Below are 22,365 nucleotides of genomic sequence, written 5' to 3'. Positions count from 1 at the left end.
CCCGGCGTGTATCCACGTCCGGGGCCGCACGGCACTGATTATTTCGAGGAGCAACACAAGTGGCGCTGTCCACCGAAGAGAAGAAGTCGATCCTGGCCGAGTACGGCGTGCACGACTCGGACACCGGATCCCCCGAGGCCCAGGTGGCGCTGCTCACCAAGCGCATCGTCGGCCTCACCGAGCACCTCAAGGCTCACAAGCACGACCACCACTCGCGTCGCGGGCTCCTGCTGCTGGTCGGCCGTCGCCGCCGGCTGCTGAACTACGTGATGAAGGTGGACATCGAGCGTTACCGTGCGCTGATCCAGCGCCTCGGCCTGCGCCGATAGCTTTACCCGAGGGGGAGTGACCACGCGGTCGCTCCCCCTCGCCACAGAACACGGCGCGAGCGCGCACGAGGGTCCGTCCGCCGGTCCTCGGTAGTGGCTTCCGGGAAGCGTCCCGGGGGCTTCGATCGAAGACCGGCCTCATTCCTCGAGCGTCCTCAGGCGAAACGGGTCCCAGGGTGGGAGACTCGCGCCAGTAGAAGGAACCAAAGAGGAGAAGCATCTATGACCGACTCCACCGGAGTCACCGTGCACGAGACCGAAGCCGTCATCGACAACGGCCGGTTCGGCACCCGCACCGTCCGCTTCGAGACGGGCCGGCTGGCCCGGCAGGCCGCCGGCGCCGTCGTCGCGTACCTCGACGAAGAGACCATGCTGCTCTCGGCGACGACCGCGTCGAAGCACCCGAAGGAGCACTTCGACTTCTTCCCGCTGACCGTCGACGTCGAAGAGCGCATGTACGCCGCGGGCCGCATCCCGGGCGCGTTCTTCCGCCGCGAGGGCCGCCCGTCGACCGACGCGATCCTCACCGCCCGCCTGATCGACCGGCCGCTGCGCCCGTCGTTCGCCGACGGTCTCCGCAACGAGATCCAGGTCGTCATCACCGTCCAGAGCCTCAACCCGGACGACCCGTACGACGTGCTGGCGATCAACGCCGCGTCGGCGTCGACCCAGATCGCCGGCCTGCCGTTCTCGGGCCCGGTCGGCGGCGTGCGCGTCGCCCTGATCGAAGACCAGTGGGTCGCGTTCCCGACCTGGACCCAGCTCGAGAAGGCGACCTTCAACATGGTCGTCGCGGGCCGCATCGTCGGTGACGACGTCGCGATCATGATGGTCGAGGCCGAGGGCACCGAGCACACGCTCGACCTGATCGCCGCCGGCGGCAAGGCGCCCGACGAGACCTCGGTCGCCGAGGGCCTCGAGGCCGCCAAGCCGTTCATCAAGGTGCTGTGCGAGGCGCAGCAGCGCCTGGCCGCCGACGCCGCCAAGCCGACCGGCGAGTTCCCGGTCTACCCGGCCTACCAGCCGGACGTCTACGACGCCGTCGCCGCCATCGCGACCGACGACCTGGCCCGCGCGCTGCAGATCGCCGGCAAGCAGGACCGCGACGCCGCGACCGACGAGGTCAAGGCCGCCGTCCTGGAGAAGGTCGGCCTGGGCGAGGGCGAGGCCTTCGAGGGCCGCGACAAGGAGATCGGCGGGGCGTTCAAGGCCCTGACCAAGAAGATCATGCGCCAGCGCGTCCTCACGGAGAAGATCCGGATGGACGGCCGTGGCCTCACCGACATCCGGTCGCTCGCGGCCGAGGTCGCCGTGATCCCGCGGGCGCACGGCTCGGCGCTGTTCGAGCGCGGCGAAACCCAGATCCTGGGCGTCACCACGCTGAACATGCTGCGCATGGAGCAGCAGATCGACTCGCTCTCCCCGGAGACGACGAAGCGCTACCTGCACCACTACAACTTCCCGCCCTTCTCCACCGGGGAGACCGGCCGCGTCGGTTCGCCGAAGCGCCGCGAGATCGGCCACGGCATGCTCGCCGAGCGCGCCCTCGTGCCGGTGCTGCCGAAGCGCGACGAGTTCCCGTACGCGATCCGCCAGGTCTCCGAGGCGCTGGGCTCCAACGGCTCGACGTCGATGGGCTCGGTCTGCGCGTCCACCATGGCGCTGTACAACGCCGGCGTGCCGCTGAAGGCGCCGGTCGCGGGCATCGCGATGGGCCTGGTTTCCGACGAGGTCGACGGCGAGACCCGCTACGTCGCGCTGACCGACATCCTCGGTGCCGAGGACGCCCTCGGCGACATGGACTTCAAGGTCGCCGGCACCAAGGACATCATCACCGCGCTGCAGCTCGACACGAAGCTCGACGGCATCCCGTCGGAGGTCCTCGCGGCCGCGCTGAAGCAGGCGAAGGACGCCCGCAACACCATCCTCGAGGTCATCGCCGAGGCGATCGACGGCCCGGACGAGATGAGCCCGTTCGCGCCGCGCGTCACCTCCGTGAAGATCCCGGTCGACAAGATCGGCGAGGTCATCGGCCCGAAGGGCAAGATGATCAACTCGATCACCGAGGAGACCGGCGCCGACATCTCCATCGAGGACGACGGCACGATCTACGTGGGCGCGGCCGACGGCCCGTCGGCGGAGGCGGCGATCGACAAGATCAACGCCATCGCCAACCCGCAGCTGCCCAAGGTCGGCGAGCGCTTCCTCGGCACCGTGGTGAAGACGGCCGCGTTCGGCGCGTTCGTCTCGCTGCTGCCGGGCAAGGACGGCCTGGTGCACATCTCGAAGCTGGGCAACGGCAAGCGGATCGCCAAGGTCGAGGACGTGGTCAACGTGGGCGACAAGCTCCGCGTCGAGATCGCCGACATCGACAACCGCGGCAAGATCAGCCTGATCGTCGTCAAGGAAGACGAGGCCGCCAAGCCCGCCGAGGGTGACGAGAAGAAGGCCGACGCCGACAAGGCCGACGCCAAGTAAGCACAGCTCGTTTCTGGTTCGTGAAGGCCACCTCGGGGATGTCCCGAGGTGGCCTTCACGGCAAGGTGAGTAAGGAACCCATGGCACGGCAGGTTTCCGGGCACGAGCAGCCCGTCGGCACCACCCGCACGCTCGAGTCCACTCCGGACGGTGCGGTCGTCAAGCGCAGTGTTCTGCCCGGCGGCCTGCGCGTGATCACCGAGCACGTCCCCGCGTCGCGCTCGGCCACGGTCGGGCTGTGGGTCGGGATCGGCTCCCGCGACGAGCCGGCCGCCGTCGCCGGCGCCGCGCACTACCTCGAACACCTGCTGTTCAAGGGCACGAAGCACCGCGACGCCACGCAGATCGCCGAAGAGATCGACGCCGTCGGCGGCGAGTTCAACGCCTTCACGGCGAAGGAACACACCTGCTACTACGCGCAGGTCCTCGACGCCGACCTCCCGCTCGCGATGGACCTGGTCACCGACGTCGTGTTCGACGCCCTGTGCACCGACCGCGACATGGACATGGAGCGCAGCGTCGTCCTCGAAGAGATTTCGATGCGCGACGACGACCCCGAGGACCTGCTGCACGAGACGTTCGTGACGGCCATCCTCGGCGACCACCCGCTCGGCCGCCCGGTGCTCGGCACCGAGAAGTCGATCGTGGAGATGTCACCGGCCGCCCTGCGGAACTTCTACAAGCGCCGGTACACGCTGCCGCGGATGGTCCTCTCGGTGGCCGGGAACATCGACCACAACCAGGTGCTGCGGCTGGTCCGCAAGGCGCTCGGCGAGCGGCTGACCGGCACCGCGACGCCGATCGCGCCGCGCGAAGGCCGCGCCCGGATCAGGACCCTGCCGAAGCTGGCCCTGCACACCGACGACACCGAGCAGGCGCACGTCATGCTCGGCCTGCGTTCGCTGTCGCGCCACGACGACCGGCGCTTCGCGCTGTCGGTGCTCAACGCGGCGCTCGGCGGCGGCATGTCGTCGCGGCTGTTCCAGGAGATCCGCGAGCAGCGCGGGCTGGCCTACCAGGTGTACTCGTCGGTGGCGAGCTACGCCGACACCGGGCACCTGGCCGTGTACGCGGGCTGCCAGCCGGAGAAGCTCGGCGACGTCGCCGGCGTCATCCGCGAGGTGCTCGACAAGGTCGGCGTCGACGGCCTGACCGAAGCCGAGGTGGCCCGCGCCAAGGGCCAGCTGCGCGGCGGGCTCGTGCTGGGCCTGGAGGACACGTCGTCGCGGATGTCGCGGATCGGCAAGAACGAGCTCAACTACGGGCGCTACCTGGGCGTCGACGACACGATCGCGCGCATCGACGCGGTGACCACCGAGGACGTGTGTGCGCTCGCTCGCACTTTGTTCGCGCGGCCCGGTGGCGTCTCGGCGGCGGCGGTCGTCGGGCCGTACGCTCACGCCGACGACCTTCCTGACGACCTGCACGAGGTGATCGCTTCATGACCATCAACGTCGGTGTGCTCGGCGCGCGCGGCCGCATGGGTGCGACGGTGGTGAACGCCGTCGAAGGCGCTTCGGACATGAAGCTCGTCGCGGCGCTGGACGCGGGCGACGACTTCGCGGCGCTGGCCGACGCCCAGGTGGTCGTCGACTTCACCCACCCCGACGCCGTCATGGGCAACCTGGAGTACCTGGTCGCGCACGACATCCACGCGGTCGTCGGCACCACGGGCTTCAGCGATTCGCGCCTGGCGTCGTTGCGCGCGCTGCTGGCGCCGAAGCCGTCGCTGGGCGTGCTGATCGCGCCGAACTTCGCGCTCGGCGCGGTTCTCGCGATGCGGTTCGCGGCCCAGGCGGCGAAGTTCTACGCGTCGGCCGAGATCATCGAGCTGCACCACAACCGCAAGGCCGACGCGCCTTCGGGCACCGCCGCGCACACCGCGCGGATGATCGCTTCCGCGCGCGCCGAAGCGGGCGTGACCCCGGGCCCGGACGCGACGACGGCCGAGCTGGACGGCGCCCGCGGCGCGTTGGTCGAGGAAGTCCGCGTGCACTCGGTCCGGCTGCCGGGCCTGGTCGCGCACGAGGAGATCCTGTTCGGCGGCGAGGGGGAGACCCTGACCATCCGCCACGACTCCCTCGACCGGACGTCGTTCATGCCGGGCGTGCTGCTCGGCGTGCGTGAGGTGCTGAAGCGCCCCGGCCTGACGGTCGGCCTGGAAAACGTCCTCGACCTGTGAAGGCGCGCAATGTGGCGCTGCTGCTGACGGCGGCGCTGGTCGTCTACCTGTTCCTGCTGGCGGACCGGGCGTTCGCCCTGTTCAGGACGGGGACGGGCGTGGGCATCGCGCTCGGCGCGGGCGTGCTCCTGCTGCCGGTCCTGGGTGTCTGGGTGGTCGTCGTGACCTGGCGCAACGGCCTGCAGATCCAGCGCCTGTCCCGCCGGCTGGACGCCGAGGGCGCGCTCCCGGACGTCTCGGACCTCCCGCGCCGCCCCTCGGGCCGGGTGGACCGCGAGGCGGCCGACGCGTGGTTCGAGGAGCGCCGCGCGGAGGTCGAGGCCGACCAGGACAACTGGCGGGTCTGGTACCGGCTCGCGTACGCCTACGACATCGCGGGCGACCGCCGCCGGGCGCGCGAGACGATGAAGAAAGCCGTGGAGCTGGAAGCCGCCGACCGCTGACCGCTGACCGCGGCACTAACGCACCCAACGCCACATTGGGGTGGTTTGGGGGCGGCGAGGTGGAGCGGAGAGCAGGCCGTCGGGACCGTGGGGTGGCAACTGCTCAGTGGTGCAGCCAGCCCGCAAACACCGCGGGTGACGCCGCGATCAAGCTGAAGCGGATCCACCTGCCGGCGAGCCCGGTCGTCACGAACATCACCGGCCGCATCCGCACCACGCCGGCCAGCACGCTCGTCGCCATGAACGGGGGCAGGCCGACCAGGGAGCTCACCCCGTACGTGCCGGCCATCCAGTGCGGGTGCCGGTGGCACCGCTCGCGCAGCCGGTCGAGCCACCCGCGCAGCCGCTTCGTCCGCAGCTGCCAGCGCGCCCGCCGGGGCGTCATCGGGCGCTCGCGGTGCAGCCGGTCGTGCAGCGGCTTCGGCAGCTTGATCGTGCCGCGAGCCGCCAGGTAATACAGCGACTTCCCGGCGACCTGCCCGACGGCCACCGCCGCCCCGAGCCACAGCCAGTGCAGTCCCGGCTGGCTGGCGCACAACCCGATCAAGAACACTTCGGCGCTGACCAGCGGCACGATGGCCGAACCGAACGCGACGCCCAGCGTCAGCAGGATCCAGCTCATCGTGTCACCCCCTCGCCCGAAAATCGCTCGCGTTCTTCCAAGTTATCAGCTGGAAATCTGCGCGCACTGGGGTTAACCCCCCTTTTCGGCGGGTGGTCCGCACCAGAAGATCACCTGCTCGACGGCTTCCCGTCACCCGCCGCCGGGACACTGGCGGAGTGGCCGCCGAGCAACCCCGTACGCCCGTTGACCGATTCGGTGCCCTGTGCCAGGCCGTCGTGCGCGTGCTGCCACTGGGGCTGTCGCGGATCGTGGCGCCGACGTTCCTCGGGTTCTGCCTCATCAACGGGTTCACGTTCGGTGTCGATCTCGCGCTGCTGACCGCCTTCCACGGGCTGCTCGGCTGGCCGGTGTGGCTGGCGATCACGCTGGCGTACGGCTGCGCGTTCGGGCTGAGCTTCGCGCTGAACCGGACGTTCAACTTCCATTCCCACGCGGCCGTCGGAATCCAACTGGCGCTTTACATAGTTGCGATTGCCGTCAATTACGCGGCGTTTCTGCTGGGTGTGGGCGCGGGGCTGACGGCGCTGGGCGTCGAATACCACGTCGCACGGCTGCTCGCGGGCGCGTGCGAAGGCGTGTTCATGTACGCCGTGATGCGGTGGGTGATCTTCCGGGACTCAGGTCAGGGTGAGGTCGAGCGTGCCGGTGAGCCGGACCTCGCGGAGGGTGCGCTCGCCGGTGTCGAGGGTGCGGACGGTGCCGTCGGGGTTCCAGCCGGCCCGGCGGTAGAAGCCGAGGGTGGCGTGGTCGCCCTGGGCGACCCAGGCGATGCCGCGGGACGCCCCGTCGGCCCGCAGGCCCGCGGCGGCCGTCGCGAGTAGCCGTCCGGCGTGGCCCCGGCGGCCCCAGCGCGGCTCGACGAGCAGGGTGGCGATCAGCCCGGTCGTCTCGGCGTCCTCGGGCAGGCTCCCGTCAGCCTGGGCGACCTCGTCTCCGGGCGCGCGGCCGGCCACGCAGAAGCCGACGGTGAACTCGCCCTCGGTGGCGACGTAGACGAGGCTGCCGGGGTAGTCGATGGTCTCGGTCCAGGTGCCGGCGAGGTCGGTGGCGTCCAGCTGCGCGAGGGCCTGCTTGCCGAGCAGGTCTTCGTAGGCGGCGTGCCAGGTTTCGCGCTGGATGCGGGCGATCTCCGCGGCGTCGGACAGATCGGCGGGACGGACGGCGGCGTCGCTCATAACTGGTGAAGATATCGGGGGCCCGGTTTTTGTCGGTGGTGGGTGGCACCATGAGCTCACCATGCAAACGATCAGCGTCTCGACGGCCCGGAAGACGTTCCTGGCCGCACAGGGCTTCACCGACCAGCGTCCGTCCGGCGTGCCTTCGCGGCAGCACCTGAAACGGGTACTGTCCCGGGTCCAGCTGCTGCAGCTCGACTCGGTGAACGTCGCGGTCCGCGCGCACTACATGCCGGTGTTCTCCCGGCTGGGCGCGTACGACCCGGCGTTGCTCGACGAAGCGGCGTGGGCGCACTCCGCGCGCCGGCCGCGCCTCCTGGTGGAGACGTGGGCCCACGAGGCGAGCCTGCTCCCGATCGAAGACTGGCCCTTGATCCGGTCGGGGGCCAAGCGCGACGGCTGGTGGCGGCACTACGGGGCGTTGGTCGAGAAGTCCCCGGGCCTGGTCGACGAGATCCTGTCGGTGGTGAAGGAGCTGGGCCCGATCGGCGCGGGCGGCATCGAGCGGGCCGTGGCGGCGGACGCCCAGCGCCGCGGGCCGGGCTCGTGGTGGGAGCGGTCGGAGGTCAAGCGCGTCTGCGAGTACCTGTTCGGCGCCGGCCAGCTGACCACGGGCACGCGGCGCTCCTTCGAGCGGCTCTACGACCTCACCGAGCGGGTGGTCCCCGCGGAGATCCTGGCCACGTCGGTGTCGGCGGAGGAGGGCGCGCGAGGCTTGATCTCGCGCTCGGCCCGGGCACTGGGGGTGGCGACGGAGACGGACCTGCGCGACTACTACCGCCTCGGCCCGGCGCCGGCCCGCCAGGCGGTGGCGGAGCTGGTGGAGTCGGGCGAGCTGGAGCCGGTCGCGGTCCAAGGGTGGAAGCAGGTGGCTTATCGGCACAGGGCGGCCCGGACGCCGCGGTCGGTGCCGGGCCGGGCGCTGCTGTGCCCGTTCGACCCGTTGATCTGGGAGCGGGCCCGGACGGAGCGGTTGTTCGGGTTCCACTACCGGATCGAGATCTACGTCCCGGAGCCGAAGCGGGTGTACGGCTATTACGTGTTCCCGTTCCTGCTGGACGGGTCGCTGGTGGCGCGGGTGGACCTGAAGTCCGACCGCGCGGCGGGGGTGTTGCGGGTGCAGGGCGCGTTCGCGGAGGAGGGGGCGGACGTGGCCCGGGTGCTACCGGAGCTGGCGGCGGAGCTGCGGCACATGGCCGAGTGGCTGGGGCTGCCGGGCGTGGCGGTGGGTTCCCGTGGCGACCTGGCGGCACCGCTGGCCAAGCTGGTTCGCTGACATCCGAGGGTCCGGTCCCAAGCGCCCCAATGTGGCCTTGGTTGCGTTCAACGCACCGAAGGCCACCTTGGGTGCGTTGGACGCACCGAAGGCCACCTTGGGTGCATTCATGGCCTCTCGCGGCCGGACGGAGCGGCCACCGGGGCGAGGTCGGTGCTCGGCGTCGACGCCGGGGCGAGCGTGGTCCGGTCGATCCGGGGATCCGACGAACACCCCGGCGCGAACAACCGCGACCCCGCCACCGCCCCGGCCAGCGCCGCCCCCGCCAGGGCCGCCGCCACTCGCGCCCTTCCGCGCCGTCGTGACGCCCGCACCGCCCGGACCAGCCCTGGCAGCAGCGAACCCCGCGGCACGACCGGTCCCAGCAGCTCCACCGTCGTCTCGCGCGGCACCACCGAAAGGATCCCCGGCATCCCCGCGAACGACGCCACCGCCGCCGCGCACGTCCCGCAGCACACCAGGTGCTGCTCGTACTCCCGGCGCTCCCCGGGCGACAACGCACCGAGCACGTACGCCGCGTCCCACTCGCCGTACGGATCCCTCAACGCCTCGTCAACCCCCTCTCCTGCAACGCCAGCCGCAACGCCCGCAGGCCGTAGAACAACCGGGAGCGCACCGTTCCCTCCGGCACCTCCAGCTCCACCGCCAGCTCCGCCACCGACTGGCCCATGTAGTACGCGCGGACGATCACCGTCCGGTGGTCTTCCGTCAGTTGCGTCAGCACGTCCGTGATCACCCACGCGTCCAGCGCCGAATCGATCGGGTCCGAACGCGACACGTCCGGCAGGTCCGGCGACCGCACCTCCCGGCGCGAACGCGCGCTCCGGCGCTCGTCGATCACCACGTTGCGCGCCACCGTGAACAGCCACGCGCGCGACGCCGGCTCGCCCTGCTCCAGGATCTCCGGGCTGTTCCACAGCCGCAGCAACGATTCCTGGACGACGTCCTGGGCGAGCTGGTCGTCGCCGGTCAGGCGCAGGGCGTACCGCCACAGCGCGGGTGCGTGCTCGTCGTGCAGCGCCTGGAGCAGCGCCGTGTGCGTCTCGTTGATGGCGCACCACCCGATCAGCGGGCGGTCCTGCTGCCGAACACCGGTTCTCGTTTGCCGAGGAACGCGCTGGTGCCTTCGCGCATGTCGGGACTCGTGAACGCCGACCGGAACGCCGACAGCTCCAGCTCCAGGCCGTCGTCCACGGTGCGGCCGCGGCTCGCGTTCACCGCCTGCTTGGCCAGCGCCACCGCGTCGCGCGAATTCCGCGACACCGCCGTGATCGTCGCGCGGGCCCCGGCGAGCATGGCTTCGCGGCTGTCGAACAGCTCGGACACCAGCCCGATCCGCTGCGCCTCCGCCGCGTCCACGTGCCGGCCGGTGAAGATCAGCTCGCGGGCCCGGCCGGGACCCACCTGGCGGCGCAGCCGGACGCAGCCCCCGAACCCAGGGATCAGGCCGAGCAGGACCTCCGGCTGGCCGAACACCGCCTTGGGTGTCGCGTAGACGAAGTCGCACGCCAGCGCGAGTTCGCAGCCGCCGCCGAGCGCGTAGCCGTCCACGCAGGCGATCACCGGCACCGGCAGCCGTTCCAGCGCCCGGGTGACCTCCTGGCCGAGCGCCCCGAAGCGCGCTCCCTCCTCGGGATCCAGCGCCGCCATCTCGCGGATGTCGGCCCCCGCGACGAACGCCGGCCCCGGCGCGCCGGTGAGGACGACGCCTGCGACCGCCGGGTTCCCGCCCAGCGACGAGCACGCGTCGAGCAGCTCGGTGAGCACCTGGGACGACAGCGCGTTGCGCGCCCGCGGCCGGTCCACGGTCACGGTCGCCACGGGCGCCTGCAGGTCGACTACGACGGTCCGGTCCATGCCTGTCTCCCTCACGAGTCCCAGATCGCGCCGAAGGCCGGAATCCCGCGGGCTTCCAGCGCCTCGACGACGTGCCACGTTGTCTTCTTGTTCGAAATGCAGATCACTGCTTCCGCGTCGAAGTCCCGGTGCGCGCTCAGGGCCAGTTCGACCAGATCGGGTTTGCCGGCGCTGTCGGTGTCCCACACGACGGCGTCCGGCTGGACGGCGAGGATTTCGTCGACGAGCTCGTCGCCGTAGGTGCGGCGGGGGTGGCGGGTCGACCACACGAGCCGCGCGGGGGTCTCCCCGGACAGCAGGTGCGGCAGGCACGGGCCGATCCCGCTGCCGGTCGCCACCCAGACCACCCGGCGGAACAGCTTGTCGATGTTGCCCACCCCGGCGGTCGGGATGCCCTTCACCCACAGGTGCGACGGCAGGTCGTCGATCAGGGCACCGGTCCAGTCGCCGGCCCGGGACACCGTCAGCCGGAACCCGGTGCGCCCGGGCGCGGGCACGTTCGCGAAGGAATGCCACTCCAGCAACGGGTTCCGGCTCAGCGCCGTCGACGAACCAGCGAACGGCGTGACGCCGTAGTCGAACGACAGGAGCGCCACGTGCGGCGACGGCCGGGTGATCCGCACCGGCACCCGCCGCAGCCGCAGCCACGGCAGCGCCACGCTCGTGACGACGACCAGCAGCACCCAGAACGGACCGGAGCCCACGAAGCCCGGCCCGGCCAGCAGGACCGAGTGGACGGTGAACAGCACCAGCAGCGACCAGCCGCCGAACCGGTGCGAGCGCTCGAACAGGTCGTGCCGCCGGGCCCGCAGCGGCGGCAGCGCGAGCACGATCACGACGGTGAGGACCACCGCGATCGCCCAGGTGGTCAGCAGCAGCGGCGCCGGCGCGCCGCGGGCGGTGAGCACGCCGGTGAGCACGAAGAACCAGACGGTGGCGCAGAGCGTGCCGCCGACGTGCAGCCCGCCGAAGTGGTAGACCTTGCCCAGCGTCCAGCGCAGCCGCAGCGAACGCCGCAGCGGCGCGGCGGTGGCCAGCCGGAACAGCAGGTTGATCACCAGCTGCTGGCGGATCAGCACGGCCAGGGTCAGGTTTCCGAGCACGAGCCACGTCAGGACGCCGGGGTCGAGCGGGCCGGCCGTGGCGGCGACGGCGTTGCCGGCGACCACGGCGGCGGCCAGCCGGTTGTGGTGGGTCCACGGCCGCTTCTTCAGCCGGGCCCGCACGGACTCCGCGGTGGCGGGCAGCGTCGCGGTCATGCCACCGTCTCCGCGGGCTCGCGACTGTCCAAACGCGACAGCAGGGCACGCCGGTCGACCTTGCCCCGCTCGGTGAGCGGCAGGTGATCCACCGGCACGATCATCGCAGGCACGCTGTAGTACGGCAGCGCGGCTTCCGCCGAACGGCGGATAAGCTCCGGCTCGGCCGTCGAGGGCGTCACGAAGCCGACGAGCCCGCCTTCGTACAGCAGGGTGGTGGCCCGTTCGCAGCCCGGCGCCCGCTCCAGCGTCGCGGTGACCGCGTCCAGCTCGACGCGGAAGCCGCGCACCTTGACCTGGTCGTCGGTCCGCCCGTGGTGCTCCAGCTGGCCGTCGGCGGTCCACCGGACGAGGTCCCGGGTGCGGAACATCCGGTGCGCGCCGCCGAGAAAGGGGTCCGGCCGGTAGCGCTCGGCGGTGAGGACGTCGTTGCCGGCGTACCCCGCGGTGACGCACGCGCCGCCCGCCCACATCTCCCCGACGTGGCCGATCGGGCACGGTCTCAGCTCGTCGTCGAGCACGTACACCGTGGTGTTCGGCACCGGGCGGCCGATGGTCAGCTTGCCGAGCCGGGGGTCGTAGCACTGCACGGTGTTGACGATGGTCACTTCGGTGGGGCCGCAGGCGTTGTGGAAGCGCGCCCGCCGCGACCAGGCGTCGGCCAGCGCGACCGGGCACCGTTCGCCCGCCACGGCGACGGTCCGCACCCGCGGGCAGGCGCCCGGGTCTATTGTGGACAGTACGCCCGGGGTGGCGATGACGACGTCGGCCTCGCGGGCGGTCTCTTCGATGTCCCGGCCGCGGATCAGCAGGCAGCCGCCGTGGGCGAGCGTGCCGAGGATTTCCCAGGCAGCCATGTCGAAGGCGATGTTCAGCAGCTGCGCCACGCGGTCGCCGGGCCGGATGCCGAGCGAGCCCGGCGCGGTCAGCAGGACGTTGGCGAGGTTCGCGTGGGTGACCTGCACGCCGTTGGGCCGTCCGGTCGTCCCGGACGTGAAGATCACCATCGCGGTACCGCCGCCGGTCACGAAGGGAGCTTCGTGGTCCGGGTGCCCGCCGTCGACGGCGACGACCCGGCCGAGGCCCGCGGGCAGCGCGGCGGCGTGTTCCCGCGTGGTCAGGACGATGTCGATGCCCGCGGTCGCCACGATGTGCCGCAGCTGTGACGCGGGGGCGATCCGGACGTCCTGCGGCACGTACGCCGCACCCGCGCGGAGCACCGCGAGGATGCCGACCACCATCGGGATCGACCGGGTGAGGAACAGTCCCACGTGGTCACCGGGTCGCACGCCGAGCCCGGCAAGGGTGGCGGCGAGCGCGGCCGACCGGCGATCGAGTTCGGCATAGCTGAGTGATTCCCCCAAGTGCCGCACGGCCGGTGCGTCCGGACGGGCTCGTGCTTGCGCCAAAACGGCGTCGTGAATGCGGTGGAACGGGACTTCGGCGGGATTTCCGGTGCCGAACCGCTGGAACAGCCCGCGGTCGGCGGTGGTCAGGCCCCGCAGCGAGGCGGGGTGGATCATCGCGGTCACTCGGTCACCTTTCGCCGGGTCGGCGCGGTCAACCGATGGGAACGAGACAGCCTCGCGATCTGTTCAAAGCGAAGTCGAAAAATCCTCGTGTAATCGGATGAAACGGAATTTCGATGGATTCATCAATCTTTCGCCGGATTTCGATGGAGCGCTTTCTCTGGTATTTCGCGCGAACGGGCCGTCCCCGGCGACCCCCTGCCGGGAACGGCCCGTCCTTCCCCCTTGCTCAGCCCGCTCTTCGGGGGCTCCGGGTGGCGGAGCCCCCGGCCCGGGCCGGAGGCCCGGTTGTTTCAGCCCGCCGCGCGTGTCACCACGGCGTTGCCGGTGCCCGTGCGGGCGCGGACCTTCAGCTTCACGCCGCCCTCGGGGGCGGTGTCGGCGACGTCCAGCTCGCTGGAGACGCGGCCGCCGCTGGAGGTCAGGTCGACCTCGGCGGTCGTCCCGCCGCGGATGCCGATCCGGACCTCGCCGGAGCCGGTGATCAGGTCGAGCGTGCCCGACGCGGCGTCGGCCACCGAGAGGTCGCCGCTGCCGGTGCGGGCCATCACCTCGCCGGAGACCGCGCCCAGCCAGACGTCGCCGGTGCCGGTGGCCAGCGTCGCGGACCCCGTGATCGACGACGCCTCGACGTGGCCGCTGCCGCTGCGCAGCTGCAGCCCGCCCAGCGTCGGGCCGAGCTTGACGGCGCCGCTGCCGGTGCGGATGGTGGCCGAGCCGTCGGCGCGGTCGAGCTTCACCTCGCCGGAGCCGGTCAGCAGGTCGACGCGGCCGGCCGAGCCGGTCACCGTGACGTCCGCCGCGCCCGCCCGGACCTCGACGTGCGAGCCCGCCGGCGCGTGCACCTTCACCGAAAGCGCGACGTTGCGCAGCTGCCACGCCTTCGGTGCCTGGACGACCAGGCGGTTGCCGAGCTTCTCGATCCGGCTCTGGTGCACCGCCTCGGCGGGGGAGGCGCCGGGGTCGACGCCCAGCTGGTCGCCGAAGCGCTCGCCGACCCAGGACAGCAGGCTGTTGACCCCCGCCACCCACGGCTGCTGCTCGCCCTGGTCGTGCCGCAGCTCGACGCGTGCGCCGGAGTCGCCATCGAGGACGACCTCGACGCGGCCGATCGTGACGCTGACGTCGAGTTCCAGCGGGACGTCGGTCTCGAACTCGTCGATCCGGACCAGTTCGTCGTTGGGCTCTTCGGCCGGTGTGGTCTGTTCTTCGCTCATCGTCTCGTCCCCTCAGCCTTCGACCCAGCCGTGCAGGTGCGATCCGCTCCCGCCGCTCTTGCCGTGGTGCTTCTGGCCGCCGCTCTTGCCGCCGCCGTGTCCCAGCGCGCCCTGGACCGCCTGCGAAACGAACGTGTTCAGCGAAACGCCCTGGGCCGCGGCCGCGCGTTCGGCCTGCCCCTTGATCTGCTCGACCAGCCGGAGGGTGATCCGGCTGATGTCACCGCCGTCGATCGGTGGTGGCGGTGTGGTGTCACGTGGTGTCTCGCGTGCCGTCGTCTCCTCGGCGGTGCCGGTGACGACGACGCGGACGTCCCGGCCGTCGAGCCGGACGTCGACGACCTGGCCCGGCAGTGCGGCCGTGACCTCGGCGGCGAGGTCGGCGAGGGCGTTCATCAGGGTCAGGCGGACGGCGGGCTCGAGCGCGGAGGACAGCAGCGCGGCCGCCCGCCGGGTGTGCTCGTCCCCGGCGGCAGCCGTGTTCGCGAGGTCCTCGCGAAGGTTGGCGATGTACGGCGTCAGGTCCATGACATCACTATGACGTCATTGGTGACATCAGTCAAGGTGGCGGTGGTGTCACGTGTCCCCCGGGAGTGACGGCCCTCACGCCGTTAGGCTGCGCGGGAGCCGGAGAAGGAGTGCTGACGTGACCGCAACCGTGTCACCCAGAGTGCAGCTGATCGCGAAGACCGAGTTCTTTCCGCCACCGGATGTGCCGTGGTCGACCGACGCCGACGGCGGCGAAGCGCTCGCCGAGTTCGCCGGCCGCGCCTGCTACCAGTCGTGGCAGAAGCCGAACCCGGCCACCGCGACCAACGCCGGCTACCTCGAGCACATCATCGACGTCGGCCACCTGTCGGTGCTGGAGCACGGTTCGGTGACCTTCTACATCACCGGCATCTCCCGGTCGCTGACCCACGAGCTGATCCGGCACCGCCACTTCTCCTACTCCCAGCTCTCGCAGCGGTACGTGCCGGAACGCGACGCCGAGTTCGTCGAGCCGGCGGTGATCGCGAACGACCCGGTGCTGCACGAGAAGTTCGTCGCCGCGACGCGGGCGAGCGTCGACGCCTACACCGAGCTGCTGGCCGGGCTCGAGGAGAAGTTCGCCGACGTCCCGGGCGCGACGCTGCGCCGCAAGCAGGCCCGCCAGGCCGCGCGCGCGGTGCTGCCGAACGCGACCGAGACGCGGATCGTCGTGACCGGCAACTACCGCGCCTGGCGGCACTTCGTCGCGATGCGCGCGACCGAGCACGCCGACGTCGAAATCCGCGAGCTGGCCGTGGAGTGCCTGCGGCAGCTGCAGAAGGCCGCGGCGAACGTGTTCGCGGACTTCACCATCTCGACGTTGCCCGACGGCACGGAAATCGCCACGAGCCCGAAGGTGCTGGAAGGCTGATGAAGCGACTCGCGATCGATGTCCGGCCCGGCGAGTACGCCGTCGTGCGGCTGCCCGCGGACGCCGCGGTGCCCGCCGAGCTGTTCGAGCCCGGCGAAGCGTTCGTGTCGGTGACGCGGACGCCCGAAGAGCTGTCCGTCATCTGCCCGGCGGGCCGCGCGCCCGGCGGGGCCACCGCGGCCGAGGACGGCTGGCGGCTGCTGTCGGTCCGCGGCCCGCTGGAGTTCACGCTGACCGGCATCATCGCGGCGCTGGCCTCGGAGCTGGCCGCGGCCGGGGTGGCGCTGTTCTCGATGTCGACGTACGACACCGACCACGTCCTGGTCCGGGCCGGCGACCTCGACCACGCGGTCGCGGCGCTGCGCGAGTCCGGCCACGAGGTCGCGCACGCCTGACTTTTCGCGGCCGTTTCGCTGGGTATCCGGGGACCGGGGTGGGCGCAGTCACCCTTGAAAAAGAAAGTTCGGCATGCCTAAACTTCGGTTTAGGGTCCCCGACATCCGGTTTTCGAGAGGTGGCGTCATGGCTGTGACCGAGGCTGTCCGGCCGAGACTGGCGACGCGCCTGCGCACGGGGTCGGCCCTGCTCGGGCCGGCGTTCGTCGCCGCAATCGCCTACGTCGACCCCGGGAACGTCGCCTCCAACATCAGCGCCGGCGCCCGCTACGGCTACCTGCTGGTCTGGGTGATCGTCGCGGCGAACCTGATGGCGGTGCTGGTGCAGTACCTGTCGGCCAAGCTCGGCCTGGTCAGCGGGATGTCGCTGCCGGAGGCGCTGCGCGGCCGCCTGTCCCGGCCGGCCCGGCTGGCCTACTGGGCGCAGGCGGAGATCGTCGCCATCGCGACCGACCTGGCCGAGGTGGTCGGCGGCGCGATCGCGCTCAACCTGCTGTTCGACCTGCCGCTCATCGTGGGCGGCGTGATCACCGGGGCGGTGTCGCTGACGCTGCTGGCGGTCCAGGACCGCGGCGGTCAGCGGACGTTCGAGCGGGTGATCACCGGCCTGCTGCTGGTGATCGCGGTGGGCTTCCTGGCGAGCCTGTTCGTCGAGCCGCCGTCGGCCGCGTCGACGTTGGGTGGCCTGGTCCCGAAGTTCGACGGCGCGGGCAGCATCCTCATCGCGGCGGCGATGCTCGGCGCGACGGTGATGCCGCACGCGGTCTACCTGCATTCGGGCCTGGCCCGCGACCGCCACGGCCGCCCGGAAGGCATCCGGCGCCGGCGCCTGCTGCGCGCCACGCGGGTCGACGTCGGCCTGGCGATGCTGCTGGCGGGCGCGGTGAACCTGGGCATGCTCCTGCTCGCGGCGACGAACCTGCAGGGGCAGGAGGGCGTGGACAGCATCGAGGGTGCCCACGGCGCGGTGGCGTCGGCGCTCGGCCCGGGCATCGCGCTGATGTTCGCGATCGGCCTGCTGGCGTCGGGCCTGGCCTCGACGTCGGTGGGCGCGTACGCGGGCGCGATGATCATGCAGGGGTTGCTGCACAAGCGGATTCCGCTGGTGCTGCGCCGCCTGGTGACGCTGACCCCGGCGATCCTGGTGCTGGCACTGGGCGCCGACCCGAGCGCGGCGCTGGTGGTGTCGCAGGTGGTGCTGTCGTTCGGGATCCCGTTCGCGCTGGTGCCGTTGATCAGGTTGACGGCGGACCGGTCGCTGATGGGCGAGGACACGAACCGCCGCGCGACCACGGTGGCGGCCTCGGTGATCGCGGCGGTCATCATCACGCTGAACCTGGTCCTGATCTACCTCACCTTCGCCGGCTGACGTCACTTCTCCACCGGGGGAGAACCTCGCCCGGTCACGAATTCCGCGGAACCCGCAGCCTCCCGCGACGGTCCGACTAGCATCTGCGCGACCGCCGCCCGAAGGAGCACCGTGACCGACGAACAGACCCGCCCCTATCCGCCGCAGGCGCCCGTCACGCCTGGTCAGCGGGTTGTCGCCGGCCGCTACCTGCTCCTGGGCGAACTCGGCCGCGGCGGGATGGGCGTCGTGTGGCGGGCGCAGGACCAGGTCATCGGGCGGCAGGTCGCCGTCAAGGAACTGCGGCTGCCCGACGCCGAGTCCGCCGCCGTCTTCTCCGAACGCGCGCTCCGCGAAGTGCGCACCGGGGGCCGGCTCAACGACCCCGCGATCGTCACCGTCTACGACGTCGTCACCGACGGTGGGACCACCTTCATCGTCATGGAGCTCGTCGAAGCGCCCAGCCTCGCCGACCTCGTGCGGCAGCGGGGCCCGATGCCCGCCGCGCAAGCCGCGCAGCTGGGGGAGCGGGTGCTCGCCGCGCTGCAGGCCGCTCACGCCGCCGGGATCGTGCATCGGGACGTCAAGCCGGCGAACATCCTCGTCGCGCCGGACGGCCGCGTGAAGCTCACCGACTTCGGCATCGCCCACGCCGTCGACGACCCGCGGCTGACCACCAGCGGCATGATCGTCGGCTCGCCCGCCTTCATGGCGCCGGAACGCGTCGAAGGCCGCGAAGCGATGCCCGCCTCCGACCTGTGGTCGCTCGGCGCGACGCTGTTCTTCGCCGTCGAAGGCACGATCCCGTTCGAGCGCGCGACCACCGCCGCGACGCTGCACGCGATCATGACCGAGGTCCCGTACCTCACCCGCGGCCAGGGCCCGATCGCCGCGGCCATCCTCGGCCTGCTCGTCGCCAACCCCGACGCGCGGCTGACCGCCGCCCAGGCCCAGAACCTGCTGACCACGGCGCAGGGCATGCGGCCCACCCCGCCGCACGGCACCGCGATGCTCGGCGCCCCCGCGCCACAGCCGCCGGCGAAAACCCACCGTGCGCTGTGGCTCACCGCCGCCGCGGTGCTGGTCGTGGCGGCCCTGATCGGCGGCTTCTTCGCGGGCAAGGCCTACGAGACGCCTGCCGTCGACCCGCAGAAGCAGCCGACCATGACCTACGGCGTCGGCGGGCAGATCCGCACCGACATCGCCGACTACTACCGCTGCTACAACGGGCCCGTCCAGGATGGCGCGATCATCAGCAGGAAAGACAACAACACCGAGTGCGACAAGAGCCACACGCTGGAGGTCTACGAGATCGGGAACCTGCACTCGGTGGAGAACTGGAGCTCCGGCGACGCCAAGGTCGCGGCCTACCCCGGCCTGCCCGCCGTGACGGCCGGTGCCGAAGCGGCGTGCGCGACCGCGTTCCGGTCGTCGATCGTGCCCGAGCAGAACCGGGCGGACTTGACCTACCGCGCGCTCGTGCCCACCGAAACCGAGTGGCGCCGGACCCCGGCGGAGCCCGGTGAAGACCCCAGCCGCGAGTTCTACTGCCTGCTCGCCCGGGCCGACGGCGGCCCGATCACCGCCCCGATCGTGACCAAGGTCAAGTAGAAGTTCCGCGACGAGCGGCCGGCCCCGGGAAATTCTCCTGGTGACCAGGTCGACGCGGTTTTCGCCGGACCCTCGGGGTACCTTCTCACCATGTCCAACCCACCTACCGCAGCGCCCGGACGGCCGTTCGGGCGCGTGCTCACCGCGATGGCCACCCCGTTCGACGCCGACGGCGCGCTGGACCTGAAGCGGGCGCAGGAGCTGGCCGAGCACCTCGTGGAGCTGGGGAACGACGGCCTCGTGGTCAACGGCACCACCGGCGAGAGCCCGACCACGAGCGACGCGGAAAAGCAGGACCTGATCCGCGCCGTGGTCGAGGCCGTCGGCGACCGCGCGACCGTCGTGGCCGGCGCGGGCACCAACAACACCGCGCACAGCGTCGAGCAGGCCAAGCAGGCCGAAGCGGCGGGGGCGCACGGCCTGCTGGTCGTCACCCCGTACTACTCGCGGCCCAGCCAGGCCGGGCTGTTCGCGCACTTCACCACCGTCGCCGACAGCACCGGCCTGCCCGTGCTGCTCTACGACATCCCGCCGCGCTCGGTCGTCCCGATCGAGGTCGACACGCTGCTGCGGCTGGCCGAGCACCCGCGGATCGTCGCGGTCAAGGACGCCAAGGGCGACCTCATCGCCGGCTCCGAGGTCATCGCCAACACCCACCTCGCCTACTACTCCGGCGACGACGGCCTCAACCTGCCGTGGATCTCCGTCGGCGGCGTCGGCTGCGTGAGTGTGATCGGTCACGTCGTCGCGGGCCGGATCCGCGCCATGATCGACGCCTACGAGACCGGCGACACCTCCACCGCGCGCACCAACCACCGCGCCATGCTTCCCGTGCTGCGCGCGATGTCGCGGGTCGGCGGGGTCGCCTTCAGCAAGGCGGCGCTGCGGCTGCGCGGCTTCGACATCGGCGACCCGCGGCTGCCGATCGTCGCGCCGACCGCCGACCAGACGGCCCTGATCGCCGCTGATCTTGCCCAGGGCGGCGTGCCGCTGGGCGACACGGCGGCCCAGGACTGGCATGGTGAGCGGGTGGCACAAGCAGATTCGCGAGCGGCCTACGTGGCACCGACCTCGCACACCAGCGTTGGGACCCTGCCTCGGTGAGCTCACTTCCCCCCGGTCCAGGCCCCACCAACGCCCCGCCCGCACTGCCCGAGGGAGCCCTGCGCGTCGTCGCGCTGGGCGGCATCGGCGAGGTCGGGCGCAACATGACCGTCTTCGAGTTCGGCGGCCGCCTGCTCATCGTCGACTGCGGGGTGCTCTTCCCCGAGGACGACCAGCCCGGCGTCGACCTGATCCTGCCCGACTTCCGCGCGATCGAGGACCGTCTCGACGACATCGACGGCCTGGTGCTCACCCACGGGCACGAAGACCACATCGGTGCCGTCCCGTTCCTCCTGCGCCTGCGGCCGGACCTGCCGATCTACGGCTCGAAGTTCACCAACGCCCTGCTCGCGGCCAAGGCCAAGGAGCACCGGCAGCGGCCGAACCTGATCCAGGTCCGCGAGGGCGAGCGCCGCGACGTCGGCGTCTTCAACCTCGAGTTCTTCGCGGTCAACCACTCCATCCCGGACGCCCTCGCGGTCGCGATCCGCACCCCGGCGGGCGTGGTCCTGCACACCGGCGACATCAAGCTCGACCAGCTCCCGCTCGACGGGCGCCTCACCGACCTGGCCGGGTTCTCCCGGCTCGGCGACGAGGGCGTCGACCTGTTCTGCGTCGACTCGACCAACGCCGAGGTGCCCGGGTTCGTCATGCCCGAGCGCGACATCGGCCCGGTGCTCGACGACGTCGTCCGCAAGGTCGACCAGCGCGTCATCGTGGCCTGCTTCGCCAGCCACGTGCACCGCGTCCAGCAGGTGCTCGACGCCGCCGAGCGGCACGGCCGCCGGATCGCCTTCGTCGGCCGGTCGATGGTCCGGAACATGGGGATCGCGGCCGACCTGGGCCTGCTGAACGTCCCGGACGGCCTGCTCGTCGACCTCGACCAGGCGAGCAACCTGCCCGAGAGCAAGGTCCTGTTCGTCTCCACGGGGTCGCAGGGCGAGCCGCTCTCGGCGCTGTCACGGATGGCGCGCGGCGAGCACCGGCAGATCTCGATCCGCGCCGGCGACACCGTCGTGCTGGCCAGCTCGATGATCCCGGGCAACGAGACAGCGGTGTTCGGCGTGGTCAATGGCCTGACCCGGCTCGGCGCGAACGTCGTCCACCAGGGCAACGCCAAGGTCCACGTGTCCGGGCACGCGTCGGCGGGGGAGCTGCTCTACCTGTACAACGCGGTGCGCCCGAGCAACGTGATGCCGGTGCACGGCGAGTGGAAGCACCTGCGCGCCAACGGCGAGCTGGCGATCCGCACCGGCGTGGCGCCGGAGAACGTGGTGATCGCCGAGGACGGCGTGGTCGTCGACCTCGTGGACGGCAAGGCGTCCCGCACCGGCCGCGTCGAGGTCGGGCACGTGTACGTCGACGGCCTGTCGGTCGGCGACGTCGGCGAGTCGACGCTCTCGGACCGGCTGGTCCTCGGCGAGGGCGGGTTCATCTCGATCAGCGTCGCGGTGGACTCCAGCACCGGCCGCGCGGTCAGCAGCCCCACGGTGTCCGGCCGCGGCTTCTCCGACGACCCGAAGGCGCTGGCCGCCGTCGTGCCGCTGGTGGAGATGGAGCTGGCGCGCACGGAGGCCGAGGGCATCACGGACACGCACCGGATCGCCCAGGCGGTCCGCCGGGTGGTGGGCCGCTGGGTGGCCGACACCTACCGCCGCCGCCCGATGATCGTCCCGACGGTCATCCCGGTCTAGCCGGCCCCAACCGCCCCAATGTGGCCTTGGGTGCGTTGGACGCACCGAAGGCCACCTTGGGTGCGTTGGACGCACCGAAGGCCACCTTGGGTGCGTTGAGCGCACCGAAGGCCACATTGGGTGCGTTGGACGCACCGAAGGCCACATTGGGTGCGTTGAGCGCACCGAAGGCCACATTGGGTGCGTTGGACGCACCGAAGGCCACATTGGGTGCGTTGAGCGCACCGAAGGCCACATTGGGTGCGTTGGACGCACCGAAGGCCACATTGGGTGCGTTGGACGCACCGAAGGCCACATTGGGTGCGTTGGACGCACCGAAGGCCACATTGGGTGCGTTGGACGCACCGAAGGCCACATTGGGGCGCTTGGCCAAGCTGAGCCGAGCCGGCGCCTCTTCCGGAGATGAGATCGCCCGGCTGTTAGGCCGTCCGGCCCACGAGACGC

The 22,365-nt window shown here is 71.4% G+C and carries 22 protein-coding genes and 1 pseudogene; 13 read left to right on the top strand and 10 right to left on the bottom strand.

Features of this window, described 5'->3' with window-relative positions; translation table 11 throughout:
* Window positions 1–59: 59 nt before the first annotated feature.
* The 5 genes from rpsO (at window position 60) to I4Q55_RS23015 (ending at window position 5,432) form a co-directional block, all read left to right on the top strand.
* Window positions 60–329, top strand: coding sequence for a 30S ribosomal protein S15 (gene rpsO, locus I4Q55_RS23035; RefSeq protein WP_003084034.1), 270 nt, complete (start codon window positions 60–62; stop codon window positions 327–329).
* Between the two features lie 222 nt (window positions 330–551).
* Complete coding sequence (locus tag I4Q55_RS23030) at window positions 552–2,807, top strand: polyribonucleotide nucleotidyltransferase (protein ID WP_206790430.1); 2,256 nt, start codon at window positions 552–554, stop codon at window positions 2,805–2,807.
* A gap of 80 nt (window positions 2,808–2,887) precedes the next feature.
* Window positions 2,888–4,252, top strand: a complete 1,365-nt coding sequence (locus I4Q55_RS23025; RefSeq protein WP_206790429.1) for a pitrilysin family protein — start codon at window positions 2,888–2,890, stop codon at window positions 4,250–4,252.
* Window positions 4,249–4,989: a 4-hydroxy-tetrahydrodipicolinate reductase gene (gene dapB / locus I4Q55_RS23020; RefSeq protein ID WP_206790428.1), complete on the top strand. Its 741-nt coding sequence runs from the start codon at window positions 4,249–4,251 to the stop codon at window positions 4,987–4,989. Before I4Q55_RS23025 ends, dapB begins: the two co-directional genes overlap by 4 nt.
* On the top strand, window positions 4,986–5,432 hold the full coding sequence (locus tag I4Q55_RS23015; protein ID WP_206790426.1) for a tetratricopeptide repeat protein: 447 nt from the start codon (window positions 4,986–4,988) through the stop codon (window positions 5,430–5,432). Before dapB ends, I4Q55_RS23015 begins: the two co-directional genes overlap by 4 nt.
* Before the next feature lie 103 nt (window positions 5,433–5,535).
* On the opposite strand, the gene I4Q55_RS23010 is transcribed toward I4Q55_RS23015, so the two are convergent.
* On the bottom strand, window positions 5,536–6,054 hold the full coding sequence (locus I4Q55_RS23010) for a hypothetical protein (protein ID WP_206790424.1): 519 nt from the start codon (window positions 6,052–6,054) through the stop codon (window positions 5,536–5,538).
* A 92-nt stretch (window positions 6,055–6,146) separates the two neighbouring features.
* Here I4Q55_RS23010 and I4Q55_RS50605 point away from each other — a divergent pair.
* Window positions 6,147–6,608: pseudogene (locus I4Q55_RS50605) on the top strand (GtrA family protein); the annotation flags it as partial.
* 66 nt (window positions 6,609–6,674) lie between these two features.
* Here the strand turns inward: I4Q55_RS50605 and I4Q55_RS23000 are convergent.
* Window positions 6,675–7,232: a GNAT family N-acetyltransferase gene (locus tag I4Q55_RS23000; protein WP_206790422.1), complete on the bottom strand. Its 558-nt coding sequence runs from the start codon at window positions 7,230–7,232 to the stop codon at window positions 6,675–6,677.
* 61 nt (window positions 7,233–7,293) lie between these two features.
* On the opposite strand from I4Q55_RS23000, the gene I4Q55_RS22995 reads away from it, so the two are divergent.
* Window positions 7,294–8,508, top strand: coding sequence for a winged helix-turn-helix domain-containing protein (locus I4Q55_RS22995; protein ID WP_206790420.1), 1,215 nt, complete (start codon window positions 7,294–7,296; stop codon window positions 8,506–8,508).
* Window positions 8,509–8,615: 107 nt separating this feature from the next.
* Here the strand turns inward: I4Q55_RS22995 and I4Q55_RS22990 are convergent, their stop codons facing one another.
* From I4Q55_RS22990 to I4Q55_RS22960, 7 genes are all read right to left on the bottom strand, one after another.
* Window positions 8,616–9,053, bottom strand: coding sequence for a zf-HC2 domain-containing protein (locus I4Q55_RS22990; protein WP_206790419.1), 438 nt, complete (start codon window positions 9,051–9,053; stop codon window positions 8,616–8,618).
* Window positions 9,050–9,559 (bottom strand): sigma-70 family RNA polymerase sigma factor, encoded by a 510-nt coding sequence (locus I4Q55_RS22985; RefSeq protein WP_307793286.1) that lies wholly within the window; start codon window positions 9,557–9,559, stop codon window positions 9,050–9,052. The genes I4Q55_RS22990 and I4Q55_RS22985 overlap by 4 nt, the downstream gene beginning before the upstream one ends.
* Window positions 9,560–9,573: 14 nt before the next feature.
* Window positions 9,574–10,365: an enoyl-CoA hydratase/isomerase family protein gene (locus I4Q55_RS22980; RefSeq protein WP_206790418.1), complete on the bottom strand. Its 792-nt coding sequence runs from the start codon at window positions 10,363–10,365 to the stop codon at window positions 9,574–9,576.
* A gap of 11 nt (window positions 10,366–10,376) precedes the next feature.
* Complete coding sequence (locus tag I4Q55_RS22975; RefSeq protein ID WP_206790417.1) at window positions 10,377–11,624, bottom strand: hypothetical protein; 1,248 nt, start codon at window positions 11,622–11,624, stop codon at window positions 10,377–10,379.
* The gene (locus tag I4Q55_RS22970; protein ID WP_242546570.1) at window positions 11,621–13,147 is read right to left on the bottom strand and encodes an amino acid adenylation domain-containing protein; all 1,527 of its coding nucleotides are present in this window, start codon (window positions 13,145–13,147) and stop codon (window positions 11,621–11,623) included. Before I4Q55_RS22970 ends, I4Q55_RS22975 begins: the two co-directional genes overlap by 4 nt.
* A 299-nt stretch (window positions 13,148–13,446) precedes the next feature.
* Window positions 13,447–14,370: a DUF4097 family beta strand repeat-containing protein gene (locus I4Q55_RS22965; protein WP_206790415.1), complete on the bottom strand. Its 924-nt coding sequence runs from the start codon at window positions 14,368–14,370 to the stop codon at window positions 13,447–13,449.
* Window positions 14,371–14,382: 12 nt separating this feature from the next.
* Entirely contained in the window at window positions 14,383–14,898 is a 516-nt protein-coding gene (locus I4Q55_RS22960) for a toxin-antitoxin system HicB family antitoxin (protein WP_206790414.1), read from the bottom strand.
* Window positions 14,899–15,016: 118 nt separating this feature from the next.
* Between I4Q55_RS22960 and thyX the strand changes: the two genes are divergently transcribed.
* The 6 genes from thyX to I4Q55_RS22930 all read left to right on the top strand — a co-directional run bounded on the left by thyX (window position 15,017) and on the right by I4Q55_RS22930 (window position 21,921).
* Complete coding sequence (thyX, locus tag I4Q55_RS22955) at window positions 15,017–15,769, top strand: FAD-dependent thymidylate synthase (protein WP_091315566.1); 753 nt, start codon at window positions 15,017–15,019, stop codon at window positions 15,767–15,769.
* Window positions 15,769–16,164, top strand: a complete 396-nt coding sequence (locus I4Q55_RS22950; protein ID WP_206790413.1) for an ACT domain-containing protein — start codon at window positions 15,769–15,771, stop codon at window positions 16,162–16,164. The genes thyX and I4Q55_RS22950 overlap by 1 nt, the downstream gene beginning before the upstream one ends.
* 127 nt (window positions 16,165–16,291) lie before the next feature.
* Window positions 16,292–17,533, top strand: a complete 1,242-nt coding sequence (locus I4Q55_RS22945) for an Nramp family divalent metal transporter (RefSeq protein WP_206790411.1) — start codon at window positions 16,292–16,294, stop codon at window positions 17,531–17,533.
* 111 nt (window positions 17,534–17,644) lie between these two features.
* Window positions 17,645–19,123, top strand: coding sequence for a serine/threonine-protein kinase (locus tag I4Q55_RS22940; RefSeq protein ID WP_206790410.1), 1,479 nt, complete (start codon window positions 17,645–17,647; stop codon window positions 19,121–19,123).
* 90 nt (window positions 19,124–19,213) lie between these two features.
* Window positions 19,214–20,227, top strand: coding sequence for a 4-hydroxy-tetrahydrodipicolinate synthase (gene dapA, locus I4Q55_RS22935; RefSeq protein ID WP_206790409.1), 1,014 nt, complete (start codon window positions 19,214–19,216; stop codon window positions 20,225–20,227).
* Complete coding sequence (locus I4Q55_RS22930; protein WP_206790408.1) at window positions 20,224–21,921, top strand: ribonuclease J; 1,698 nt, start codon at window positions 20,224–20,226, stop codon at window positions 21,919–21,921. Before dapA ends, I4Q55_RS22930 begins: the two co-directional genes overlap by 4 nt.
* Here I4Q55_RS22930 and I4Q55_RS22925 read toward each other — a convergent pair.
* Window positions 21,908–22,294: a hypothetical protein gene (locus tag I4Q55_RS22925; RefSeq protein ID WP_206790407.1), complete on the bottom strand. Its 387-nt coding sequence runs from the start codon at window positions 22,292–22,294 to the stop codon at window positions 21,908–21,910. The two genes, I4Q55_RS22930 and I4Q55_RS22925, sit on opposite strands and share 14 nt — an antisense overlap.
* Window positions 22,295–22,365: the final 71 nt, after the last annotated feature.

It is taken from the genome of Amycolatopsis sp. MtRt-6, assembly GCF_017308975.1.
Classification (GTDB): Bacteria; Actinomycetota; Actinomycetes; order Mycobacteriales; family Pseudonocardiaceae; genus Amycolatopsis.
Note: the sequence above shows the minus strand (reverse complement) of the source record. Positions and strands in the feature narration are given on the sequence as shown.

Excerpts from the sequence above, each read along its gene's own strand:
- I4Q55_RS22995 (WP_206790420.1), top strand. The coding sequence starts at position 7,294 with ATGCAAACGATCAGCGTCTCGACGGCCCGGAAGACGTTCCTGGCCGCA.
- I4Q55_RS22975 (WP_206790417.1), bottom strand. The coding sequence starts at position 11,624 with ATGACCGCGACGCTGCCCGCCACCGCGGAGTCCGTGCGGGCCCGGCTG.
- dapA (WP_206790409.1), top strand. The coding sequence starts at position 19,214 with ATGTCCAACCCACCTACCGCAGCGCCCGGACGGCCGTTCGGGCGCGTG.
- I4Q55_RS22945 (WP_206790411.1), top strand. The coding sequence starts at position 16,292 with ATGGCTGTGACCGAGGCTGTCCGGCCGAGACTGGCGACGCGCCTGCGC.
- I4Q55_RS23025 (WP_206790429.1), top strand. The coding sequence starts at position 2,888 with ATGGCACGGCAGGTTTCCGGGCACGAGCAGCCCGTCGGCACCACCCGC.
- I4Q55_RS22980 (WP_206790418.1), bottom strand. The coding sequence starts at position 10,365 with ATGGACCGGACCGTCGTAGTCGACCTGCAGGCGCCCGTGGCGACCGTG.
- I4Q55_RS22960 (WP_206790414.1), bottom strand. The coding sequence starts at position 14,898 with ATGGACCTGACGCCGTACATCGCCAACCTTCGCGAGGACCTCGCGAAC.
- I4Q55_RS22965 (WP_206790415.1), bottom strand. The coding sequence starts at position 14,370 with ATGAGCGAAGAACAGACCACACCGGCCGAAGAGCCCAACGACGAACTG.
- I4Q55_RS23030 (WP_206790430.1), top strand. The coding sequence starts at position 552 with ATGACCGACTCCACCGGAGTCACCGTGCACGAGACCGAAGCCGTCATC.
- I4Q55_RS22970 (WP_242546570.1), bottom strand. The coding sequence starts at position 13,147 with ATGATCCACCCCGCCTCGCTGCGGGGCCTGACCACCGCCGACCGCGGG.
- dapB (WP_206790428.1), top strand. The coding sequence starts at position 4,249 with ATGACCATCAACGTCGGTGTGCTCGGCGCGCGCGGCCGCATGGGTGCG.
- I4Q55_RS23010 (WP_206790424.1), bottom strand. The coding sequence starts at position 6,054 with ATGAGCTGGATCCTGCTGACGCTGGGCGTCGCGTTCGGTTCGGCCATC.
- I4Q55_RS22950 (WP_206790413.1), top strand. The coding sequence starts at position 15,769 with ATGAAGCGACTCGCGATCGATGTCCGGCCCGGCGAGTACGCCGTCGTG.
- I4Q55_RS23000 (WP_206790422.1), bottom strand. The coding sequence starts at position 7,232 with ATGAGCGACGCCGCCGTCCGTCCCGCCGATCTGTCCGACGCCGCGGAG.